We start from the raw sequence: 21907 nt of genomic DNA on the forward strand, positions 1-21907 counted from the left end.
CGGGGGCGGTGGCGGGTGCGGCGGATGACCGCCGGACCGTCCGGTGTGGGCATCGGGTGGCGGCCGGAGATCGCCGGCTTCGTGGCCGGCCTGCCCGGCCTGCGCTTCGTCGAGGTGGTCGCCGAGACGGTCGCCCCGGGCGGGCCCCTCCCCGACGGCCTGGCCGAGCTGCGCGGGCGGGACGTCACCGTCGTACCCCACGGGGTGAAGCTCTCCCTCGGCGGCGCGGAGCCGGTCGACCCGGCCCGGGTGGCGCACCTGGCCGGTGTGGCCGCGGCGCTGGACGCGCCGCTGGTCAGCGAGCACATCGCGTTCGTCCGGGCCGGTGGTCTGGAGGCCGGTCACCTGCTGCCGCTGCCGCGCAGCCGCGAAGCGGTGGCCGCGGTGGTGGCCAACGTGCGCCGGGCGCAGGCGGAGCTGCCCGTGCCGCTGGCCCTGGAGCCGATCGCCGCGCTCTTCGACTGGCCGGACGACGAGCTGGACGAGGCCGACTTCCTCACCGAGATCCTCGACGCCACGGGGGCGCTGCTGCTGCTCGACGTCGCCAACGTGCACGCCAACGCGCGCAACCGGGGCGGCGACCCGGCCGACCTGCTGGACCGGCTGCCGCTGGACCGGATCGCCTACGTGCACGTGGCCGGCGGCGCCGAGCAGGGCGGCTTCTACCACGACACGCACACCGACCCGGTCCCCGCCGAGGTGCTCGACCTCGTTCGCGAGCTGTGCGACCGGCGCCGGCCTCCGGCGCTGCTGCTGGAACGCGACGGCCACTATCCGCCCGCCGCCGAGCTGCGCGGCGAGCTGGACGCCCTGGCCGCCGCCTCCTCGTACCCGGTGGTCACGTGACCGGCGGCGACCTGGCCGCGCGCCAGGCGGAGCTGGTCGCGGCGCTGGTGGCCGGCGGGCCGCTGCCGCCCGGGTTCGCCGCCGCGCCCGTCGAGGCGGCCCGGCGGGCGCTGCTGCGCAAGCGGGCCGGCGACGTGGCCAGGCACTGGCCGCTGCTCGCGGCCGGCCTCGGCGGCGCCTGGCCGGCCACCTTCGCCGGCTGGGCGGCCGGCCGCCCCACCAACGGCTCGCTGCGCGACGGCTGGGACCTGGCCCGGGAGCTGCGCGACCGGGGCACCCTGCCGCCGCTGGGCGCGGAGGAACTGGCCGCCCGCGAGGCGGCGAGCCGCTACGACGGCCGCACCGCACCCCGGCCCCGCCGGCTGCCGGCCGTCGCCCGGGCCGGCGGCGCCGTCGCGGCCCAGCTCGCCGGCCGGGTACGCCTGCTCCGGCCCGCGCCGCGCTGAGAGCGGGTGGCAGGCGCCCCCGGGGTACGGCAGGATCGGCGGCATGGATCTCGGACTCGCCGACCGGGTGTACGTGCTGACCGGCGCCTCGGGCGGCCTCGGCTTCGCCACCGCCGAGCAGCTCGTCGCCGACGGCGCCCGCGTGGTGATCTCGTCGCGCGTCCCGGAACGGGTGGCCGCCGCCGTCGACGCGCTCGGCGGGCCGCAGCGGGCCATCGGGCTGACCGCCGACCTCACCGACGCGGGCACCCCGGAGCGGCTCATCGCGGCGGCGCGCGAGGAGTTCGGCCGGCTCGACGGGGCGCTCGTCTCGGTGGGCGGCCCGCCCCGCGGCACCGCCGCCCAGATCACCGACGAGCAGTGGCGCGAGTCCTTCGAGACGGTCTTCCTGGGCAGCGTCCGCACCGCGCGCACGGTGGCCGCCGCGCTCACCGACGGGGGCGCCATCGGGCTCGTGCTGTCCACCTCGGTCCGCAGCCCGCTGCCCGGGCTGGGCATCTCCAACGGCCTGCGCCCCGGCCTGGCCGGGGTGGCCAAGGACCTGGCCGACGAACACGGTCCCCGCGGCGTACGGGTGGTCAGCCTGCTGCCGGGGCGGATCATGACCGACCGCAACCGGGAACTCCTGGCCGCGAGCGGCGACGCGGAGCGGGCCCGCGCCGAGGCCGAGGCGTCGATCCCGCTGCGCCGGGTCGGCGACCCCGCCGAGTTCGGCCGGGTGGCCGCCTTCCTGCTCTCCCCCGCCGCCGGCTACGTCACCGGGGTGACCGTGCCGGTCGACGGCGGCGCGCTGCGCGGCCTGTGACACGGTGAGCCGGTGAACGAGCGACGGCGCCGACCCGGGGACACCCGGCCCGGGGCGGCCGCGCCCGGCGCAACGCGGCCCGGACCGGCCGAGCCGGACCCCACGCCGGCCGGGGCGGCCGGGCCGGACCCGGCGGCGGCCGGGCGCCGGTATCCCCGGCCGACCAAGGAGCAGCTCGCGGAGGCGGCCGACAAGCTGCTGCCGGACCTGATCGTGCCCGGGCTGGACGTGCTCTTCGTCGGCATCAACCCGGGCCTGTGGTCGGCGGCCACCGGCTGGCACTTCGCCCGCCCGGGCAACCGGTTCTGGCCGGCGCTGCACCGGGGCGGCTTCACCCCGCGCCAGCTCCACCCCAGCGAGCAGGACGAGCTGCCCGGCCTCGGGCTGGGCATCACCAACATGGTGGCCCGGGCCAGCGCCCGCGCCGACGAGCTGACCGCCGAGGAGCTGGTCGAGGGCGCGCGGGAGCTGACCGCCAAGGTGGCGCGCTACCGGCCGCGGTGGGTGGCGGTGGTCGGGGTCACCGCGTACCGGATCGGGTTCGCCCGGCCCAAGGCGGGCTTCGGGCCGCAGCCGGAACCCCTCGCGGCGGCCCGCCTCTGGGTGCTGCCCAACCCGAGCGGGTTGAACGCCCACTTCACCCCGGAGACGCTCGGCGCCGCCTTCGGTGAGCTGCGCGCCGCGGTCACCGCCTGACCGGAGGTCAGCCGGGCCGCTCCGCCAGCCGCTCCATGCGGTTCCACCCGCCCCACCCGCGCTCGCGCAACAGCGCCACGAGCCGCTCCACCCGCGGATCGGCCTCCACGGCGAGCGTGTCCAGCAGGTCGTGCGGCAGATCGTCGTACGCCTCCTCGCCGAGGCTGTTCTCGCCGCAGGCGTACGCCTGCTCGGCCAGGCCGGCCATCAGGTCGGCGGCTTCCTCCAGACGCGGGTCGTCGCCCGCGTCGTCGTCGTCGAAGATCTCCGACAGGACCCGGTAGAGCCGAACGACGTGCGGGTCGTCGAGCTGCGCGAACTTCCCCGGGATGAACTCGCGGACACGATCGGGCCAGCGGGCCGCCAGCAGGATCCACCCGTCCCGCTCACCCTCCACCATCCGCTCCGACACCCCCAGCTCCCGCAGCCGATCGAGATAGGCGATCACCTCCGGCGGGAGCGCCAGGGCGTCCCCGGCGGCGAGCTGCGCGATCTGCCTGCGGCTGGTCTCCAGCCGTTCGATCTCGTCCCGCAGGTGGCTGTCGATCCGCTGCACCGCCTCGGCGAAGGCCGCCGCCTCGGCGTCGAGCATCTGAGCGATCCGGGACAGCGGCACGCCGGCGTCGGCCAGAGTGCGGATCTTGATGAGGGACACGACCGCCGCGGCGCGATACCGCCGGTAACCCGACGCGTCCCGCTCCGGCTCGGGCAGCAGCCCGATCTGGTGGTAGTGCCGCACCGCCCGCACCGTGACGCCGGCGTACGCCGCCAGTTGCCCGATCGTCAGCATGCTCTGATCCTGCCCCCGACCGCCCGACGCCGGCTCAGGAGATCCTGCGACGGTAGGTGATGTCGGCGAACACGTAGGCCACCACGAGGATGCCGACGCACCAGCCGAGGGCGATCCAGATGTCGGTGCCGACCTCCTGTTCGGTGAACAGGTCCCGGATCGCGTTGACGATGGAGGTCACCGGCTGGTGCTCGGCGAACGCGCGCACCGGGCCGGGCATGGACCCGGTGGGCACGAAGGCCGAGCTGATGAACGGCAGGAAGACCAGCGGGTAGGAGAACGCGCTCGCGCCGTCCACCGACTTCGCGGTGAGTCCGGGGATCACCGCGATCCAGGTCAGCGCCAGGGTGAACAGGACCAGGATGCCGGCGACCGCCAGCCACCCCAGCACGCCCGCCCCGGTGCGGAAGCCGATGAGGAGGGCGACGCCGACCACGACCACGAGCGAGATCAGGTTGGCGACCAGCGAGGTGAGGACGTGCGCCCACAGCACGGCGGACCGGGCGATCGGCATGGACTGGAACCGTTCGAAGATGCCGCCCTGCAGGTCCAGGAAGAGCCGGTAGGCGGTGTAGGAGATGCCCGAGGCGATCGTGATGAGCAGGATGCCGGGCAGCAGGTAGTTCACGTACGAGTCGGATCCGGTCTCGATCGCGCCACCGAAGACGTAGACGAACAGCAGCAGGAAGGCGATCGGCATGATCGCGGTCGTGATGATGGTGTCCGGGCTGCGGGCGATGTGGCGCAGCGAACGTCCCAGGAGCACGGCGGTGTCGCCGAGGAAGTGCTTGTTCATCGCTGTTCCTTGTCCGTTCCGGCGCCGACGAGGGTGAGGAAGACGTCTTCGAGGGTCGGCTGCTTCTCGACGTACTCGATCTCGGCGGGTGGGAGGAGCCGCTTGAGTTCGTCGAGGGTGCCGTTCACGATGATCCGACCCTCGTGGAGGATCGCGATCCGGTCGGCGAGCTGCTCCGCCTCGTCGAGGTACTGGGTCGTGAGCAGCACGGTCGTGCCGCCCCGGGCGAGTTCCCGGACGGCCTGCCACACCTCGATGCGCGCCTCCGGGTCCAGCCCGGTCGTCGGCTCGTCGAGGAAGATCACCGGCGGATTCCCGATGAGGCTCATCGCGATGTCCAGCCGGCGGCGCATGCCACCGGAGTACGTCGCCACCCTCCGGTTGCCCGCGTCGGTCAGCGAGAAGCGCCGCAGCAGGTCGTCCGCGATGGCGCCCGGGTTCTTGAGGTGCCTCAGCCTGGCGACCAGGACGAGGTTCTCCCGCCCGCTGAGGATCTGGTCGACCGCCGCGAACTGCCCGGTGAGGCTTATCGACTCGCGTACGTCGGCGGCCTGCGTCGCGACGTCGAAGCCGTTGACCCGGGCGGTCCCGGCGTCGGCCTTGAGCAGCGTGGACAGGATCCTCACCACGGTGGTCTTACCCGCCCCGTTCGAGCCGAGCAGGGCGAAGATGCTGCCCCGTGCCACGTCGATGTCCACGCCACGCAGCACGGTGAGCTGCTTGAACGACTTCTCCAGGCCGCGCACGCGTATCGCGGGCTGCTCGACCTGATGGTCCGTTGGGGGAATGCTCATGACGGCAGCATGGAGGGTTGACGCAGCGTCAGGGTCAAGCCCGCGGGGCGGATTGCCCGACGACAGTCGGTCGGACCGGGCTGGTTGGTCGGCGGCCGGGCTAGTTGGCGGCGGCCGGCGGTAGCGCCTCCTGCGCCACGTAGGTGCCGACCGGCACCGTGGTGACCACCGGCTCCGGCTGCTCCGGCTCCGCGTAGAGGGCCGGCGAGTCAGTGACCGCGAACTGGGTGCGGTAGAGCTCGGCGTAGAGGCCGCCGACGGCGACCAGCTCGTCGTGCCGGCCGCGCTCGACGATCCGCCCCTCGTCGAGGACGAGGATCTGGTCGGCGTCGCGGACCGTGGAGAGCCGGTGCGCGATGACCAGCGCGGTGCGCCCGGTCAGCGCCACCGACAGCGCCCGCTGCACCGCGGCCTCGCTCTCCGAGTCGAGGTGCGCGGTGGCCTCGTCGAGGATCACGATCGACGGGGCCTTGAGCAGCAGCCGGGCGATGGCGATGCGCTGCTTCTCGCCGCCGGAGAAGCGGTAGCCGCGCTCGCCGACCGTCGTGTCCAGCCCGTCGGGCAGGGCGCGGACCAGGTCGGCGACCTGCGCGCCGGCCAGCGCGGCCCAGATCTCGTCGTCGGTGGCGTCCGGCTTGGCGTAGCGGAGGTTCTCCCGGATGGTCTCGTGGAACAGGTGCGAATCCTGCGTGACCACGCCGATCTCGTCGCGGAGCGAGGCGAGCGTGGCGTCCCGCACGTCGACCCCGCCGACGAGCACCTGGCCGTCGCTCACGTCGTAGATCCGCGAGATCAGCATGGAGAGCGTCGACTTGCCGGCGCCCGAGGGGCCGACCAGGGCCACCATCTGGCCGGGCTCGACGGCGAACGAGACGCCCTTGAGCACCGGCTCGTTGACCGTGCGGTCGAGCGCGGCGACCTCCTCCAGGGAGGCCAGCGAGACCTCGGCGGCGCTCGGGTAGCGGAACCGCACGTCGCGGAACTCGACCCGGCCGTTGCCCCGCGGCACCGGCTGGGCGCCGGGCTTCTCCTCGATGCCGGGGCGCAGGTCGAGCACCTCGAAGACCCGGTCGAAGGAGACCAGCGCGCTCATCACGTCGACCCGGACGTTGGAGAGCGCGGTGAGCGGGCCGTAGAGGCGGGTGAGCAGCAGCGCCAGTTTGACCACGGTGCCGGCGCTGACCGCGCCGGTGACGGCCAGCCAGCCGCCGAGCCCGTAGGTGAGGGCCTGGGCGAGGGAGGCGACCAGCAGCATGGCCACGAAGAAGGTGCGCGAGTACATGGCCGACTGGATGCCGATGTCGCGGACCCGCTCGGCCCGGCCGGCGAACCGGGTCGCCTCCACCTCGGGCGAGCCGAAGAGCTTGACCAGCAGGGCGCCCGAGACGTTGAACCGCTCGGTCATCGTCGCGTTCATCTTGGCGTCGAGGTTGTACGACTCGCGCGTGATCTCGGCCAGGCGCCGGCCGACCCGGCGGGCCGGGATGATGAAGATGGGCAGCAGCACCAGCGCCAGCACCGTGATCTGCCAGGACAGGATGAGCATCGCCCCGGCGGTGAGCACGAGCTGGATGACGTTGCTGACCACGCCGGACAGCGTCGAGGTGAACGCCCGCTGGGCGCCCAGCACGTCGTTGTTGAGCCGGCTGACCAGCGCGCCGGTCTGGGTGCGGGTGAAGAACTGCAGCGGCATCCGCTGCACGTGGTCGTAGACCCGGGTGCGCAGGTCGAGGATGATGCCCTCGCCGATCCGCGCCGAATACCACCGCTGGGCCAGCGAGAAGAGCGCGTCGGCCACGGCCAGCACGGCGATGATCAGGGCGAGCCGGACCACGGTGGCGCCCGCGTCGGAGCCGCCGCCGGCGATCGCGTCGATCACGTCACCGGCGAGCAGCGGCGTGGCCACCCCGATCACCGCGGCGATCACCACGGTCACCAGGAAGACGAGGATGTCGCGCCGGTAGGGCTGGGCGAACGCGACGATCCGCCGCGCCGTGCCGCGCTTGAGCTGGTGGGTGGAGATCTCGTCGCGGTTGCGCATCGACCGGAGCATGCTCCAGCCGCCCATGCCGCCACCGGCCATCGGGTTGGACACTCGTCACCTCCGGGTCGTCGGCAGCCGTGGACCGTCGGAATCAATTCTCCCGACGACTACGACAACCTCGCGAGTAACCCGGATCTTCCCGAACGGTCCTTACTATTCGCCCCGCCCGGCCAGGTCGCGGATCCGCCGCGTCTGCGCCTCCCGCTCGGCCCGCTGCTGCTCGGCGTGGGTACGCCCGCCCGCGCCGGCGAGCAGCGCCTTGATCTCCACGATCGCGTCACGGTTGTTGGCCAGCAGGCCCGCCGTCAGGTCGCGCACCGCGCCGTCGAGCTCACCGGCCGGCACCACGAGGGTGGCCAGGCCGATCCGGTCCGCCTCGGCGGCGTCCATCCGGCGGCCGGTGGCGCAGATCTCCAGCGCGCGGGAATAGCCGACCAGCTCGGCGAGGCGCTTCGTGCCGGCCAGGTCGGGGACCAGGCCGAGGGTCACCTCGGCCATGGAGAGCCGGGCATCCTCGGCGAGCACCCGCAGGTCGCAGGCGAGGGCGAGCTGGAAGCCGGCGCCGATGGCGTGGCCCTGCACGGCGGCGATCGAGATGACGTCCGGCCGGTGCAGCCACGTGAAACCGCCCTGGTACTCGGCGATCCGGTCGGCGCACTCCTGCTCGGGCAGGGTGGACAGCTCGGCGAAGGAACCCGGGCCCGAGGAGCCGGCGACCGAGAGGTCGAGGCCGGCGGAGAAGGCCCGCCCCTCACCGCGCACCACGACGACGCGGACGTCGCCGGGCAGCTCCCGGGAGAAGTCGCTCATCGCGCGCCACATGGCCGGGGTCTGCGCGTTGAGCACGTCGGGCCGGCACAACGTCACCGTCGCGACCGGCCCGTCGCAGTCGAGTCGTACTCCGGTCGTCTCGGGGGTCACCGGACCGCCCGGAGCACAGCGCTGATGGACGACGCTGGGGGGCGGGTCACGCCTTCTTGCGGCGCCGGGCGCCGCCACGCTGCCGCAGCTGCACCCCGGACTCGGTGAGCACCCGGTGGATGAACCCGTAGGAACGGCCGGTCGAGGCCGCGAGCGCACGGATGCTCTCACCCGAGGTGTACCGCTTTACCAGGTCCTTGGCGAGCGTCTGCCGCTCGGCCCCGACGATCCGGCGACCCTTCTCAGTGCTGGTGGCTGTGCCGGTGGCTGCCATGCTGATTCCTCACGTCCCAGACTGTGCGGTTCGGATACGGTCCCACCTATTAGACCGCCTCGGACGATCATGCGCCAGATATCAACTATTCGCCAACCGACACGCTATGCAATGTCAGCTTCCCGATAGAGTGATCCTTCTGACCGGCCCAGCCGGCGTCGGCCGGCCGGATCATGAGAGGCCGACCGGCCGGCCCACCCGTACGCTCCTCGGGTGATCGACCTGCTGCCCGCGGCGGCCGCCGCCGCGGGCGTCTTCGCCGCCACCAACGTCGACGACATCGTCGTGCTCACCGTGTTCTTCGTGGCGGCCCGGGCCACCGGGCGGCCCCGCCCCTGGCAGATCGTCGCCGGCCAGTACGCGGGCATCGGCGCGCTGGTCGGGGTCGCCGTCGTGGTCGCCGCCGGGCTGCTCGTGGTGCCCGACCCGTGGACCGGCCTGCTCGGGTTGCTGCCGATCGCGCTGGGCGTCCGCGCCCTGCTGGCCCGCCGGAGCGACGACGAGCCGCCGGCCGTGGTCGGCAGCCTGCCGTGTTCATCGCGCTCGGCGCGATCATCCTGACCACCTCCGGCGTCCTCCCCCACCTGCTCCCCTGACCGGGGTCAGGCCAGTTCGACCAGTTCCAGGAGGTCGTCGGACCAGGCGTCCTCGTCGCCGTCGGGGAGGAGGATGGCGCGGTCGGGCTTCAGCGCGAGGACGGCGCCCGGGTCGTGGGTGACCAGCACGATGGCGCCCGGGTAGCGGGCGATCGCGTCGAGCACCTGCTCGCGGCTGACCGGGTCGAGGTTGTTCGTCGGCTCGTCCAGCAGCAGCACGTTGGCGCCGGAGCAGACCAGGGTGGCCAGGGCCAGCCGGGTCTTCTCACCGCCGGAGAGCACCCCGGCGGGCTTGTCGACGTCCTCGCCGGAGAAGAGGAACGCGCCGAGGATGCGGCGCAGGTCGGTGTCGGTCTGGTCCGGCGCGGCGCTGCGCATGTGCTCCAGGATGGTCCGCTCGACGTCCAGCGTCTCGTGCTCCTGGGCGTAGTAGCCGAGCCGCAGCCCGTGCCCGGGGCGCACCTCGCCGGTGTCCGGTTCGAGCAGGCCACCGAGCATCCGCAGCAGCGTGGTCTTGCCGGCGCCGTTGAGGCCCAGGATGGCCACCCGGGAGCCGCGGTCCACCGCCACGTTCACGTCGGTGAAGATCTCCAGCGACCCGTACGACTTCGACAGGCCGGAGGCCGTGAGCGGCGTCTTGCCGCACGGCGCCGGGGTGGGGAACCGCACCTTCGCCACCTTGTCGGCGACCCGGACGTCCTCCAGGCCGGACAGCAGCTTCTCGGCCCGGCGGGCCATGTTCTGCGCGGCGACGGTCTTGGTGGCCTTGGCGCGCATCTTGTCCGCCTGGGCCATGAGCGCGCCGGCCTTCTTCTCGGCGTTGGCGCGCTCCCGGCGGCGGCGCCGCTCGTCGGTCTCCCGCGCCTCCAGGTACGCCTTCCAGCCCAGGTTGTAGACGTCGACGACGGAGCGGGTGGCGTCCAGGAACCAGACCTTGTTGACCACGGCCTCCAGCAGGGACGCGTCGTGGGAGATCACGATGAGGCCGCCCTTGTGGTTGCCGAGGAAACTGCGCAGCCAGGTGATCGAGTCGGCGTCGAGGTGGTTGGTCGGCTCGTCGAGCAGCAGGATGCCGCCGCCGTTCTCGCCGGCGTCGCGGAACAGGATCCGGGCCAGCTCGATGCGGCGGCGCTGGCCGCCGGAGAGGGTGCCGATGGTCTGTGCCAGGGCCCGGTCGGGAAGCCCGAGGTTCGCGCAGATCCGGGCCGCCTCGGCCTCGGCCGCGTAGCCGCCCAGGGAGGCGAACTGGTCCTCCAGCGCGCCGTAGCGGCGGACCAGCCGCTCGTCGTCGGCGCCCTCGGCGAGCTTCTCCTCCAGCTCCTTCATCTGCGCCATGAGCACGTCCAGGCCGCGGGCGGAGAGCACCCGGTCCCGGCCGGTGACGTCCAGGTCACCGGTGCGCGGGTCCTGCGGCAGATAGCCGATCGCGCTGCGCCGGTCGATCTGCCCGCCGTACGGCTGCCCCTCCCCCGCCAGCACCTTGAGGGTGGTGGTCTTGCCGGCGCCGTTGCGGCCGACCAGGCCGATCCGGTCACCCGGCTGCACCCGCAGCGTGGTGTCGGACAGCAGGATCCGGGAACCGGCGCGCAGCTCCAGGCCGGTGGCGTTGATCATGTCGGGGTACTCGCTCTCGGGGTTCGGCGAAGGGCTGACTCAGGGCACGCGAAAGCGCCGGCGGGTCATCAGTTCCCGTCGGCGCGGGGCCGTTCAGCCTTCGCAGCGCAGCACGCGCCAATTGTACCGGGCGCTCCCCGGTCGGCCTCCCGGATTACCGCACAAGATCATCGGGTACCGAAAACCCCGTCCGGACCCGGTCCGGTACCGCAACCACCACACACGGACTAATCGGTGATCGGGGTCAACATGGAGCTGAACGAGAACGCGCGGGTCGACACCAGCCAGGTGGATGACCGGCGAGGGTCCGGCGGAGGCGGCGGGATGGGCATCCCGATCCCGATCGGCGGCGGCCGGGGCGGGATCGTGGGCATCATCATCGCCGTCCTGGTCGCCCTGGTGGGCGGCGGATTCGGCCTGAACGCGGCCACCAACGGCGGCGGCTCCGAGCAGGGCGACAACACCTCGCTGGAGCAGAAGTGCTCCGCGCAGGACGCGCTGAAGCAGCTCGACTGCCGCAACACCCTCTACGTCAACTCGATCCAGGCCTACTGGCGGACCGCCATGCCGGAGGTCTTCGGCGACCAGTACCGGCCGTCCAAGACCGTGTTCTTCAGCCAGAACGTGAACACCGGCTGCGGCGCGGCCGACTCCGGGGTCGGCCCGTTCTACTGCCCGGCCGACGACCTGGTCTACATCGACCTCACCTTCTACCGCCTGCTCGCCGACCAACTCGGCGCCGAGGGCGAGTTCGCCCAGCCGTACGTGCTGGCCCACGAGTACGGGCACCACGTGCAGGACCTGCTCGGCACCGAGGCGCAGATGCGCCGCCAGCAGCAGCGCGACCCGCAGAACGCCAACACCCTGTCGGTGAAGCTGGAACTCCAGGCCGACTGCTACGCCGGCGCCTGGGCGAAGAACGCCACGGGCACCTCCGACGAGCAGGGCCAGAAGATCTTCAAGAGCATCACCGAGCAGGATATCCAGCAGGCGATCGACACCGCCGAGAAGATCGGCGACGACGCGATCCAGCAGCGCTCCGGCCGGCCGGTGAACCCCGACGAGTTCACCCACGGCACCTCCGAGCAGCGCAAGCAGTGGTTCACCAAGGGCTTCTCCACCGGCGACCCGAAGGCCTGCGACACCTTCGGCGCCGCGCAGTAGGCCGGGACAGCTCCCGCCCTCGGGCCGTCGGCCTGCACGCCGAGACATCCGGCGGGCAGGACGACGGCCCGATGTCGTGACCCCGGCGGGTCAGGCCGGCAGGGTCACCTGGCCCGGGGTGGGCCGTTGGGTGGTGGAGCCGTCGCCCAGCTGCCCCCCGCTGTTGTCGCCCCAGCACCACAGGCCGCCGTCGGTGCGGATCGCGCAGCTGTGGTCGGCGACGGCAGGGCCGCCCGTCCAGGTGGTGGCGTCACCGACGCGGGTCGGCGCGGTCGGGTGGGTGGTGGTGCCGTCGCCCACCTGACCCGTCATGTTCTTGCCCCAGCACCAGAGGCTGCCGTCGGTGCGGGACGCGCACGACGTGTCGCCGCTCGCGCCGGCCCGGCTCCACGTGGTGGCCGTGCCGACCTGGACCGGCGCGGTCTGGTAGCTGCCGCTCGCGCCCAGTTGCCCGTACCCGTTCTCGCCCCAGCACCAGAGGGTGCCGTTCCGGACCCCGCAGGTGTGGGCGTAGCCGGCCGTGACGCCGGTCCAGGTGGTCGCGGTCCCGACCTGCGCGGGCGTCGTCTGCGAGCCCAGGGTGCCGAGACCGAGCTGCCCGTCCGAGCTGTAGCCCCAGCACCACAGCGTGCCGTCGGTGCGGACGCCGCAGGTGTGCGCGAAGCCGGTCGAGACGCTCGCCCAGTTGGTCGCCGTGCCGACCTGCACCGGGGTCGTCGCGACATAGGGCGAGCTGCCGACGCCCAACTGCGAGGTCCGGTTGAATCCCCAGCACCACAGCGTGCCGTCGGTCCGCACCGCGCAGGTGTGCGCGGGGCCGGCGTCGACCCTGGCCCAGGAGTTGACGGTGCCGACCTGGACCGGGGTCCTGCGGCTGGTGGTGGTCCCGTCACCGAGCTGGCCCCGGAAGTTCGAGCCCCAGCACCACAGCGTCCCGTCCGTCCGGACCGCGCAGGTGTGCCCGGAGCCGGCGTCGACGCCGGTCCAGGTGGCGGTGCCGACCCGCGTCGGGGTGCTCCGGTTCGTGGTGGTCCCGTCACCGACCTGACCACTGTAGTTCGAGCCCCAGCACAGCAGTCCCCCGTCGCTACGGATCGCACACGTGTGTGCGGCGCCCGCGGTGACGCTGGTGACCGCCGGGGCGGCGAGCGCGCCACGCTGGGGGGGCGGGGCTCGCGGCCGCGGCGCCCGTCGTCAGCGCGGCGGTGAGCACGGCACTTCCGATGGACATCGCCGCCACAGCGGCGAGAAGCCTTGTCGCACGGCGCCACCGGGTCCGCAGCCGTCCGTCCTGATGTCCGCTCATGGAGTTGTTCTCTCCCAACGATGTCGGTGCCTGAGTAGCGGAGACGAAGCTGCCCCGGTGGGTCGCCCGGAGACCCACCACTTCGTGGCACCGACCCTATGCATCGCTGCGCTTCAATGCACCATCGGCGAGCCGGACTGACCGTCTCGATGGGATCTTTCGCGTTCAGCGGACCAGGATGTGGACCGCCCGGGCCGCCGAGACGGCAGCGACCAGGACCGCGTGTCGAGGCTCGGGCACGTCGAGGAGGCGGCCGGCGCGCAGCGTTGTGAGCGGGGCGAGCCGGCGGTCGGCCAGCACCGTGTCCACCGCCCGCCGGTCACCGCCGCAGACCAGGGCCGTCAGGGTCGACGCCTCCGGCAGCAGCAGGCGTACGGCCAGCTCGGCCGCGTCGCCCAGGGCCGCCTTCGCCTGGTTGTCGCGCCGCCGGGCGAACCGCTGCTGGGACCAGCCGCCGGCCGCGGTGCGGCCCTGCACGTACCGGGTGTCCACCTTGGAGACGACCAGCTCGGTGCCGTCGGCGACGCCGAGCGCCACCGCACCCTTGCGGGCCAGCAGCAGACCGATCCGGCGGGGAGCGGCGGCGACGCCGACGAACGCGGGCAGGTCCGGTGTGGGACGCGCGCCGGGCGGGGTGTGCAGTTCGGCGGTGGCGCCGTCCGGGGCGGTGAGCAACAGCCCGTACCCCTGGACGGTCGTCACGGGCGGGCCATGCCGGTCGGCGAAGCCCTCGACCCAGCGGGTGACGCGGGCCGGGTCGACCTCGACCCACCGGCCGCCCCCGGCTGCGGGTCGGCTGCTCATGGTCCGACCGTACGACACCGCCGGATCGAGCGCGCCGCGCGGCCCGGCTCAGCCGGACAGCAGGGTGGCCGTCGCGAGGCCCGCGATCAGGGCGCTGGAGACCAGGCCGGTGACCAGGCGGCCGCGCGGCCCGGCCAGCGCCCGGCCGACCATGGTGCCGCCACCGGCGACGACCAGCTGCCAGCTCGCCGAGGCCAGGAACGCCCCCGCCACGAAGAGCGCTGCGGTGGCCGCGTCCGCGTCGGCGGTGTCCTGGCGGCCGAGCACCAGCGCGGCGAAGTAGAGCACCGTGGCCGGGTTCAGCAGCGTGAGGCCGAGCAGCGCGGCGTACGCGCGCCCGGGGCTGTTCAGACCCCGCCCCACCGGCGCCTCGGCGACCTCCCGGGTCCGGCGGGCGGACCAGGTCCGCCACAGCCCGTGGCCGGCGAGCCCGAGCAGGACCAGCGCGGCCACCACCCGCAACGGGCCCGCGACCGGCGCGATGAGCCCGGCCAGGCCGGCGCCGCCGAGCGCGGCGACCGCCGCGTAGAGCCCGTCGGCGGTGGCCACGGCGAGCGCCGCGGCCGCGCCGACCCGGAAGCCGGTCCGCGCGCTGAGCCCGAGAATGAGGATCGCGATCGCGCCGACCGGGACGGCGACGCCGTAGCCGGCCACCAGGCCGGCGAGGAACGCCCCGGTCACGACGGTGGGCGGCGGGTCGAGGCGGCCGGCGGCAGGGTGCGCTGTCGGCGTGCGGCAGTGGCCGCACGGACAGGGACCTGCTTCGGGTACGCCTCGATCACGCGCCCATCCTGCACCCGCTCCCCCGGGACCGCCACCGGATTTCCCGCCCGCGATCCTGGACGCATACTGGTGCGCCATGGACCTGGATGCGTATCAGCGCGGCGCCCTCCGGACGGCCGCTCCCCGTGACAAGAGGAACGAGCTGCTCCACCTGGTGCTCGGGCTGGTCGGCGAGTCAGGTGAGATCGCCGAGAAGTTCAAGAAGTGGGTCCGGGACCTCGACAGCGACGAGTCGCGGATCGACCGGGCCGACATCGCCAGGGAAGTCGGTGACGTGCTCTGGTACGTGGCGGTGCTCGCCGACTACCTCGACCTGTCGCTGGACGACATCGCGGCGGCCAACCTCGCCAAGCTGGCCAGCCGCCAGGGCCGTGGCGTGCTGGGCGGCAGCGGCGACAACCGCTGAAACGAGTCGAGCGCGGCACCCCCAGGGGGTGTCGCGCTCGACGGGGACCGGGAATCGGTCAGACGTTGAAGCCGAGGGAGCGGAGCTGGTCCCGGCCCTCGTCGGTGATCTTGTCCGGGCCCCACGGCGGCAGCCAGACCCAGTTGATCCGGATGTCGTTGACCAGGCCGCCGCCCGGGCCGGTGGTCAGCGCCTGGCGGGCCTGATCCTCGATCACGTCGGTGAGCGGGCACGCCGCCGAAGTCAGCGTCATGTCCAGGGTGGCGACGTTCTGGTCGTCGACGTGGACGCCGTACACCAGGCCGAGGTCGACCACGTTGATGCCCAGCTCGGGGTCGACGACGTCCTTCATCGCCTCTTCGATGTCGTCGATCGCGGCCCTGCCGCCGCCGGCCGGGGCCGCGCCGTTGGCCGTCGCGCCGTCGGTCGCCACGGCGCCGGTCTCTGGCGTCGAGGTGGTCTCTTCGCTGCTCATGCCTTCACCTCCGGGCTCACGCCCACCCCGGCGCGTGTCGCGGCGTCCTTGAACGCCATCCACGACAGCAGCGCGCACTTCACCCGGGCCGGGTAGCGCGCGACACCCGCGAACGCCACCCCGTCTCCGAGCACGTCCTCGTCCGGCGTGACCTGGCCACGCCCGGACATCAACTCGACGAACGCCTCGTGCACCACGGCGGCGTCGTCGGCGGCCCGCCCGCGCAGCAGCTCGTGCAGCACGCTGGCCGACGCCTGGCTGATCGAGCAGCCCATCCCGTCGTACGAGATGTCGGTGAACACCTTGCCGTCGGTGGTCACCCGCACGGTGATCTCGTCGCCGCAGGTCGGGTTGACATGGTGCGCCTCCCCGACCCGGGCGACCGGGTCCGTCGCGTCCCGCAGGCCGCGGCCGTGCGGGTGCTTGTAGTGGTCCAGGATGATCTCCTGGTAGAGCTGGTCGAGCTGCATCAGTCGAACACCTTCCGCACCTGTTCCAGACCGGCCACCAGCGCGTCGATCTCCTCGGTCGTGGTGTACAGGTAGAACGACGCCCGGGTGGTGGCCGGCACGCCGAACCGGGTGCACACCGGCTTGGCGCAGTGGTGCCCGACCCGGACCTGCACGCCGAGCGAGTCGAGCACCTGCCCGACGTCGTGCGGGTGCACGTCGCCGAGCGCGAAGGAGATCGTCCCGCCCCGGCCGACCGGCACGTTCGGGCCGAAGACGCGCAGCCCGGGCACGGTGGCGAGGGCGTCCAGCGCGTACGCCGTCAGCTCCTTCTCGTGCCACTGGATGGCCGGCATCCCGATGCTCGTGAGGTAGTCGACCGCCGCGCCGAGCGCGACCGCCTCGGCGATCGGCGGCGTGCCCGCCTCGAACCGGGCCGGCGGCGCGGCGAACGTCGAACGCGCCATCGTCACGGTCTCGATCATCGAGCCGCCGCCGAACACCGGGGGCATCGCGGCGAGCAGCTCGCCCCGGCCCCACAGCACACCGATGCCGGTCGGGCCGCACATCTTGTGGCCGGTGAAGACGATGAAGTCCGCGTCGTAGTCGACCACGTCCATGGGCAGGTGCGGCACCGACTGCGAGCAGTCGAGCAGCAGCAGGGCGCCCACCTCGCGGACCCGCTGGGTGATCCGCGAGGTGGCGTTGACCGTGCCGAGGATGTTGGACATGTGCACCAGCGAGACGATCTTCGTCCGCTCGGTGACCAGGTCGTCCAGCCCGGACTCGTCGAGCCGGCCGTGGTCGGTGACCGGGAACCAGCGCAGGGTCGCGCCGGTCCGCTCGGCGAGGAGCTGCCACGGGACGATGTTCGAGTGGTGCTCCATCTCGGAGATGACGATCTCGTCACCGGGGCCGATCCGGAACCGGGGGTCGGCGTCCGGACGCAGCGAGGCGTTGGAGAACGCGTACGCCACGAGGTTGATCGCCTCGGTGGAGTTCTTGGTGAAGACCACCTCGTCGACGCTGGGCGCGTTGATGAACGCGGCGATCTTCGCCCGGGCCCCCTCGTACGCCTCGGTCGCCTCGGTGCCCAGCGTGTGCACCGAGCGCGACACGTTGGCGTTGTGCCGCGCGTAGTGCTCGGCGAGCACGTCGAGCACCTGCCGGGGCTTGTGCGAGGTGTTGGCGCTGTCGAGGTAGACCAGCGGGTGCCCGTTGACCTCCCGGTCCAGGATCGGGAAGTCGGCCCGCACCCGTGCCACGTCGTAGCGGGGCACGTCGTCGTACTGCGGCATGCCCGACGGGATCGCGATGGAGGTCATCGGTGCTCAGGCCCGCGCCGAGCCGGCCCCGGCGACGTACCGCTCGTAGCCCTCTTCCTCGAGCTTGTCGGCCAGCTCCGGGCCGCCCTGCTCGACGATCCGGCCGGCCACGAAGACGTGCACGAAGTCGGGCTTGATGTAGCGCAGGATCCGCGTGTAGTGGGTGATCAGCAGCAGGCCCGTGTCGCCGGTGTCGCGCACCCGGTTGACGCCCTCGCTGACCACGCGCAGCGCGTCCACGTCGAGACCGGAGTCGGTCTCGTCGAGGATGGCGATCTTCGGCTTGAGCAGCTCCAGCTGCACGATCTCGTGCCGCTTCTTCTCACCGCCGGAGAAGCCCTCGTTGACGTTGCGCTGGGCGAACGCCGGGTCCATCTGGAGCTTCTCCATGGCGCCGCGCAGCTCGCCGGCCCAGGTGCGCAGCTTCGGCGCCTCGCCGTCGATGGCGGTCTTGGCGGTGCGCAGGAAGTTGGCCACCGAGACGCCAGGGACCTCGACCGGGTACTGCATGGCCAGGAAGAGGCCGGCGCGGGCCCGCTCGTCGACGGACATGGCCAGCACGTCCTCGCCGTCGAGGGTCACCGAACCGCCGGTGATCTCGTACTTGGGGTGGCCGGCGATCGAGTACGCCAGGGTCGACTTGCCAGAGCCGTTCGGGCCCATGATCGCGTGGGTCTCACCCGACCGCACGGTCAGGTCGACGCCGGCCAGGATCGGCTTGAGCTCACCCTCGGGCAGCTTGACCGACACCTTCAGGTCGCGGATCTCCAGGGTGCTCATCAGCGGGTCACTCCATTGCTCGGCATCGGGCGGCCGTCGTCGCCCACAGGAAGGAAGATGTCGCCGTCGCGGACTTCGACGGGATAGACGGGAACGGGTTCGGTGGCGGGCAGCCCGGTGGGCTCGCCGGTCCGTAGGTCGAAACGGGATCCGTGCAGCCAGCATTCCAGCGTGCACCCGTCGACCTCGCCCTCGGAGAGGGCCACGGCGGCGTGCGAGCACTCGTCGTACACGGCGTAGAACGCGTCGTCCTCGCCGTGCACGATCGCGATCTGCGTGCCGTCGACGTCGGCGCTGATCGCGGTGCCCTTGGGCACGTCCTCGGTCGAGCAGATCCTGATCATCAGGCGCCGGCCTTGGTGAGGCGGGCCTCGATGGCGTCGCCGAGCCGCTCGCGCAGCTCCTCGACCGGGATCTTGTTGATCAGCTCGGCGAAGAAGCCGCGGACCACCAGGCGGCGGGCCTCGCCCTCCGGAATGCCCCGGGCCATCAGGTAGAAGAGCTGCTCGTCGTCGAAGCGGCCGGTCGCGCTGGCGTGCCCGGCGCCGGCGATCTCGCCGGTCTCGATCTCCAGGTTGGGCACCGAGTCCGCCCGCGCGCCGTCGGTGAGCAGCAGGTTCCGGTTGATCTCGTACGTGTCGGTGCCGGTCGCCTCGGCCCGGATCAGCACGTCACCGACCCAGACGGTGTGCGCGCTCGCGCCCTGCAGGGCGCCCCGGTAGCCCACGTAGCTGCGGCAGTCCGGCACGGTGTGGTCGACCAGCTGCCGGTGCTCCAGGTGCTGGCCCGAGTCGGCGAAGTAGACGCCGTACAGCTCGGCCTCGCCGCCGCGCTGCGTGTACTCCACCGAGGTGTACTGCCGGACCAGGTCGCCGCCGAGGCTCACCTGGACGTGGATCACCTTGGCGTCGCGGCCCAGCCTGACCTTGAGGTGCTGCGCCTGCACCGCGTCGTCGGCCCAGTCGGCGACGGTGACCAGGGTGAGCTTCGCGCCGTCGCCCACCGCCACCTCGACGTTGTCGGCCAGGGTGGCCGACCCGACGTGCTCCAGCACCAGGGTCACCTCGGCGAACCGGCCCACCTCGACGAAGGTGTGGCCCAGCGCGAGCGCGTCGGCGCCCCCGCCGACCACCCGCAGGCTCACCGGCGCCTCCACCACGGCGTCCCGGGCGACCTGCACCAGCAGCGCCTCGTCGACCCCGCCGTACGCCAGCGCGCTGATCCGGTCGACCGGGGTGAGCACGCTGCCCACCCGCGGGTCGTCCTTGCCGATCCGGCCGACGGTGACGCCCTCGGGCAGGTCGCCGTGCTCGTGGCGGACCGTGCCGGTCGCGGCCTGCGCCTCGCCAGCAGCCAGGCCGCGCAGGCGCTTGAGCGGGGTGAAGCGCCACTCCTCCTCCAGGCCGGTGAGGGCCGGGAAGTCGGCGACGTCGTACGAGCGGAGCGCCTGCGACTTGGTCGTGGGCGGCGCGGAAGCCTGGGTAGTCATCTCGTCCTTGGTCTGTTCTGCGACGACGGTCTGGTGCGGGGCGGGCGGGGCGGCGTCAGCCGACCGCACCCTCCATCTGGAGCTCGATCAGGCGGTTGAGCTCCAGGGCGTACTCCATCGGGAGCTCCTTGGCGATCGGCTCGATGAAGCCGCGCACGATCATGGCCATCGCCTCGTCCTCGCTCAGGCCCCGACTCATCAGGTAGAAGAGCTGGTCATCGCTGATCTTGGAGACGGTCGCCTCGTGCCCCATCGACACGTCGTCCTCGCGGATGTCGACATAGGGGTAGGTGTCGGAGCGGGAGATGGTGTCGACCAGCAGGGCGTCGCACTTGACCGTGCTCCGGCTGCTGTGCGAGCCCTCCAGCACCTGCACCAGACCCCGGTAGGAGGTGCGGCCGCCGCCCCGGGCGATCGACTTCGACACGATGGTCGAGGAGGTGTGCGGCGCGGCGTGCACCATCTTGGCGCCCGCGTCCTGGTGCTGGCCCTCGCCGGCCATGGCCACCGAGAGCACCTCGCCCTTGGCGTGCTCGCCGGTCATGTAGACCGCCGGGTACTTCATGGTGACCTTGGAGCCGATGTTGCCGTCGACCCACTCCATGGTCGCGCCCTCGTGACAGACGGCGCGCTTGGTCACCAGGTTGTAGACGTTGTTCGACCAGTTCTGGATGGTCGTGTAACGGCACCGGGCGTTCTTCTTGACGATGATCTCCACGACCGCGCTGTGCAGCGAGTCCGAGGAGTAGAGCGGCGCGGTGCAGCCCTCGACGTAGTGCACGTACGCACCCTCGTCGACGATGATCAGCGTCCGCTCGAACTGGCCCATGTTCTCCGTGTTGATCCGGAAGTAGGCCTGCAGCGGGATCTCCACGTGCACGCCCTTCGGCACGTAGATGAACGAGCCACCGGACCAGACGGAGGTGTTCAGCGCGGCGAACTTGTTGTCGCCGACCGGGATCACCGTGCCGAAGTACTCCTTGAAGATGTCCTCGTGCTCGCGCAGCGCGGTGTCGGTGTCCAGGAAGACGACACCCTGCTCCTCGAGGTCCTCACGGATCTTGTGGTAGACGACCTCGGACTCGTACTGCGCCGCGACGCCGGCGACCAGCCGCTGCTTCTCCGCCTCGGGGATGCCCAGCCGGTCGTAGGTGTTCTTGATGTCCTCGGGCAGGTCCTCCCAGCTGGTGGCCTGCTTCTCGGTGGACCGCACGAAGTACTTGATGTTGTCGAAGTCGATCCCGGTGAGGTCCGCGCCCCACGCTGGCATCGGCTTGCGGCCGAACAGCCGCAGGCCCTTGAGGCGCAGGTCGAGCATCCAGGCCGGCTCGTTCTTCTTGGCCGAGATGTCCCGCACCACCGCCTCGTTGAGGCCGCGCTGGGCGGACGCCCCCGCGACGTCGGGGTCGGCCCAGCCGTACTCGTAGCGACCGAGGGCGGCGAGCTGCTCCTCCTGGGTCAGGGGCTGGACGATCTGCTCGGTCATCTATCTGTCCTCACAGTGGTGACGGTGTTACCGGACTGGGCACGCGGCTGGGTGGGGATGTGCGTGGTGCACACCCCGTCGCCGTGCGCGATGGTGGCCAGGCGCTGCACGTGGGTGCCGACCAGACGGGAGATCACCGCGGTCTCGGCCTCGCACAGCTGGGGGAACTCGGCGGCCACGTGCGCCACCGGGCAGTGGTGCTGGCACAGCTGGCCGCCGGAGGCGATCGTGGACGCGTTGGCAGCGTAGCCCTCGGCGGTCAGCGCCCCGGCGAGCGCCTCCGCCCGGGCGAGCGGTTCGTCGCCGGCGTCCTCCATGGCCGCGCGGCAGCGCTCCTCCAGCGCGGTCACCTGCTCGGCGGCGAACGCCTCGACGGCCCGCGAGCCGCCCGTGCGGGCGATCCAGCGCAGGGCGGCGGTGGCGATGTTGTCGTAGTGGTGGGTGCCGCAGCGGACCCGGGCCGCCTCGGTGAGCACGAAGACCTTGGCCGGCCGGCCGCGGCCCCGGCTGCCCCGCACGACCTGCTCGCGGGCCTCCACGTCGCCGTCGGCCAGCATGGCGTCGAGGTGCCGGCGGATCGCGGCCGGGCTGAGCCCGAGCGCCGAGCCGAGCTGGGCCGCGGTGGTCGAGCCCCGCTCCAGCAGCAGCTGGGTGACCCGGTCACGGGTGGAGAGGTCGGTGGACGCGGCAGCACCGGCGACCGGGACGGTCGCCGACTCGTGCCCGGGGAGGGCCGCCGCGTTTTTCACAACAGCAACGTTACGTAATTCGCCGGAGGCCCGCAAACCCGGGGTCCGGTGATCCCGACCACCGGTGTG

General features: G+C 72.5%; 25 protein-coding genes and 1 pseudogene. 7 read left to right on the forward strand and 19 right to left on the reverse strand.

The window, feature by feature from the left end; translation table 11 throughout:
• Positions 1-24: 24 nt before the first annotated feature.
• The 4 genes from F8274_RS09620 to mug all read left to right on the forward strand — a co-directional run bounded on the left by F8274_RS09620 (position 25) and on the right by mug (position 2793).
• On the forward strand, positions 25-846 hold the full coding sequence (locus tag F8274_RS09620) for a DUF692 domain-containing protein (protein ID WP_151461942.1): 822 nt from the start codon (positions 25-27) through the stop codon (positions 844-846).
• Complete coding sequence (locus F8274_RS09625; RefSeq protein WP_151461943.1) at positions 843-1292, forward strand: hypothetical protein; 450 nt, start codon at positions 843-845, stop codon at positions 1290-1292. Before F8274_RS09620 ends, F8274_RS09625 begins: the two co-directional genes overlap by 4 nt.
• 43 nt (positions 1293-1335) lie before the next feature.
• The gene (locus F8274_RS09630) at positions 1336-2097 is read left to right on the forward strand and encodes an SDR family oxidoreductase (RefSeq protein WP_151461944.1); all 762 of its coding nucleotides are present in this window, start codon (positions 1336-1338) and stop codon (positions 2095-2097) included.
• Positions 2098-2292: 195 nt separating this feature from the next.
• Positions 2293-2793, forward strand: a complete 501-nt coding sequence (gene mug / locus F8274_RS09635) for a G/U mismatch-specific DNA glycosylase (protein WP_151461983.1) — start codon at positions 2293-2295, stop codon at positions 2791-2793.
• Between the two features lie 7 nt (positions 2794-2800).
• On the opposite strand, the gene F8274_RS09640 is transcribed toward mug, so the two are convergent.
• The 6 genes from F8274_RS09640 to F8274_RS09665 form a co-directional block, all read right to left on the reverse strand.
• On the reverse strand, positions 2801-3583 hold the full coding sequence (locus F8274_RS09640; protein ID WP_151461945.1) for a MerR family transcriptional regulator: 783 nt from the start codon (positions 3581-3583) through the stop codon (positions 2801-2803).
• Between the two features lie 34 nt (positions 3584-3617).
• Positions 3618-4379 carry an ABC transporter permease gene (locus F8274_RS09645; protein WP_151461946.1) on the reverse strand — a complete coding sequence of 254 codons (762 nt, stop codon included), beginning with the start codon at positions 4377-4379 and terminating at the stop codon, positions 3618-3620.
• The gene (locus tag F8274_RS09650) at positions 4376-5173 is read right to left on the reverse strand and encodes an ABC transporter ATP-binding protein (protein WP_151461947.1); all 798 of its coding nucleotides are present in this window, start codon (positions 5171-5173) and stop codon (positions 4376-4378) included. The genes F8274_RS09645 and F8274_RS09650 overlap by 4 nt, the downstream gene beginning before the upstream one ends.
• A 100-nt stretch (positions 5174-5273) precedes the next feature.
• Positions 5274-7256, reverse strand: coding sequence for an ABC transporter ATP-binding protein (locus tag F8274_RS09655; protein ID WP_151461984.1), 1983 nt, complete (start codon positions 7254-7256; stop codon positions 5274-5276).
• 114 nt (positions 7257-7370) lie between these two features.
• Positions 7371-8138: an enoyl-CoA hydratase/isomerase family protein gene (locus tag F8274_RS09660; RefSeq protein ID WP_151461948.1), complete on the reverse strand. Its 768-nt coding sequence runs from the start codon at positions 8136-8138 to the stop codon at positions 7371-7373.
• A 46-nt stretch (positions 8139-8184) separates the two neighbouring features.
• Positions 8185-8412, reverse strand: a complete 228-nt coding sequence (locus tag F8274_RS09665) for a helix-turn-helix domain-containing protein (protein ID WP_007462679.1) — start codon at positions 8410-8412, stop codon at positions 8185-8187.
• Between the two features lie 213 nt (positions 8413-8625).
• Between F8274_RS09665 and F8274_RS09670 the strand changes: the two genes are divergently transcribed.
• Entirely contained in the window at positions 8626-8973 is a 348-nt protein-coding gene (locus F8274_RS09670; protein WP_225853698.1) for a cadmium resistance transporter, read from the forward strand.
• A gap of 41 nt (positions 8974-9014) precedes the next feature.
• Here the strand turns inward: F8274_RS09670 and F8274_RS09675 are convergent, their stop codons facing one another.
• The gene (locus tag F8274_RS09675; RefSeq protein ID WP_151461949.1) at positions 9015-10622 is read right to left on the reverse strand and encodes an ABC-F family ATP-binding cassette domain-containing protein; all 1608 of its coding nucleotides are present in this window, start codon (positions 10620-10622) and stop codon (positions 9015-9017) included.
• A 249-nt stretch (positions 10623-10871) separates the two neighbouring features.
• Here F8274_RS09675 and F8274_RS09680 point away from each other — a divergent pair, with 249 nt between their 5' ends.
• On the forward strand, positions 10872-11786 hold the full coding sequence (locus F8274_RS09680; RefSeq protein ID WP_151461985.1) for a neutral zinc metallopeptidase: 915 nt from the start codon (positions 10872-10874) through the stop codon (positions 11784-11786).
• A gap of 90 nt (positions 11787-11876) precedes the next feature.
• On the opposite strand, the gene F8274_RS32585 is transcribed toward F8274_RS09680, so the two are convergent.
• The 4 genes and pseudogenes from F8274_RS32585 to F8274_RS09695 form a co-directional block, all read right to left on the reverse strand.
• On the reverse strand, positions 11877-12584 hold the full coding sequence (locus tag F8274_RS32585) for an RCC1 domain-containing protein (protein ID WP_370518209.1): 708 nt from the start codon (positions 12582-12584) through the stop codon (positions 11877-11879).
• A 57-nt stretch (positions 12585-12641) separates the two neighbouring features.
• A pseudogene (locus tag F8274_RS32590) lies at positions 12642-12881 on the reverse strand (RCC1 domain-containing protein); the annotation flags it as partial.
• Between the two features lie 376 nt (positions 12882-13257).
• On the reverse strand, positions 13258-13896 hold the full coding sequence (locus F8274_RS09690) for an acVLRF1 family peptidyl-tRNA hydrolase (protein ID WP_151461950.1): 639 nt from the start codon (positions 13894-13896) through the stop codon (positions 13258-13260).
• Positions 13897-13944: 48 nt separating this feature from the next.
• Positions 13945-14577 (reverse strand): LysE family transporter, encoded by a 633-nt coding sequence (locus F8274_RS09695; RefSeq protein WP_151461951.1) that lies wholly within the window; start codon positions 14575-14577, stop codon positions 13945-13947.
• A gap of 178 nt (positions 14578-14755) precedes the next feature.
• Between F8274_RS09695 and F8274_RS09700 the strand changes: the two genes are divergently transcribed.
• Entirely contained in the window at positions 14756-15085 is a 330-nt protein-coding gene (locus F8274_RS09700) for a nucleoside triphosphate pyrophosphohydrolase family protein (protein WP_151461952.1), read from the forward strand.
• A gap of 58 nt (positions 15086-15143) precedes the next feature.
• On the opposite strand, the gene F8274_RS09705 is transcribed toward F8274_RS09700, so the two are convergent.
• From F8274_RS09705 to F8274_RS09740, 8 genes are read right to left on the reverse strand one after another with little or no spacing between them, the layout of a single operon-like run.
• Positions 15144-15560 carry a metal-sulfur cluster assembly factor gene (locus F8274_RS09705; RefSeq protein WP_151461953.1) on the reverse strand — a complete coding sequence of 139 codons (417 nt, stop codon included), beginning with the start codon at positions 15558-15560 and terminating at the stop codon, positions 15144-15146.
• Positions 15557-16030 carry a Fe-S cluster assembly sulfur transfer protein SufU gene (gene sufU, locus F8274_RS09710; protein ID WP_151461954.1) on the reverse strand — a complete coding sequence of 158 codons (474 nt, stop codon included), beginning with the start codon at positions 16028-16030 and terminating at the stop codon, positions 15557-15559. Before sufU ends, F8274_RS09705 begins: the two co-directional genes overlap by 4 nt.
• Positions 16030-17334 (reverse strand): cysteine desulfurase, encoded by a 1305-nt coding sequence (locus tag F8274_RS09715; protein WP_151461955.1) that lies wholly within the window; start codon positions 17332-17334, stop codon positions 16030-16032. Before F8274_RS09715 ends, sufU begins: the two co-directional genes overlap by 1 nt.
• A 6-nt stretch (positions 17335-17340) precedes the next feature.
• Entirely contained in the window at positions 17341-18114 is a 774-nt protein-coding gene (gene sufC, locus F8274_RS09720; RefSeq protein ID WP_151461956.1) for a Fe-S cluster assembly ATPase SufC, read from the reverse strand.
• Positions 18114-18458 (reverse strand): non-heme iron oxygenase ferredoxin subunit, encoded by a 345-nt coding sequence (locus F8274_RS09725; protein WP_151461957.1) that lies wholly within the window; start codon positions 18456-18458, stop codon positions 18114-18116. The genes sufC and F8274_RS09725 overlap by 1 nt, the downstream gene beginning before the upstream one ends.
• Positions 18458-19603, reverse strand: a complete 1146-nt coding sequence (gene sufD / locus F8274_RS09730) for a Fe-S cluster assembly protein SufD (RefSeq protein ID WP_151461958.1) — start codon at positions 19601-19603, stop codon at positions 18458-18460. The genes F8274_RS09725 and sufD overlap by 1 nt, the downstream gene beginning before the upstream one ends.
• Positions 19604-19658: 55 nt before the next feature.
• Positions 19659-21089 (reverse strand): Fe-S cluster assembly protein SufB, encoded by a 1431-nt coding sequence (gene sufB / locus F8274_RS09735; RefSeq protein ID WP_151461959.1) that lies wholly within the window; start codon positions 21087-21089, stop codon positions 19659-19661.
• Complete coding sequence (locus F8274_RS09740; protein ID WP_151461960.1) at positions 21086-21838, reverse strand: metalloregulator ArsR/SmtB family transcription factor; 753 nt, start codon at positions 21836-21838, stop codon at positions 21086-21088. Before F8274_RS09740 ends, sufB begins: the two co-directional genes overlap by 4 nt.
• Positions 21839-21907 lie beyond the last annotated feature (69 nt).

This window comes from Micromonospora sp. AMSO31t (genome assembly GCF_008868175.1).
Classification (GTDB): Bacteria; Actinomycetota; Actinomycetes; order Mycobacteriales; family Micromonosporaceae; genus Micromonospora.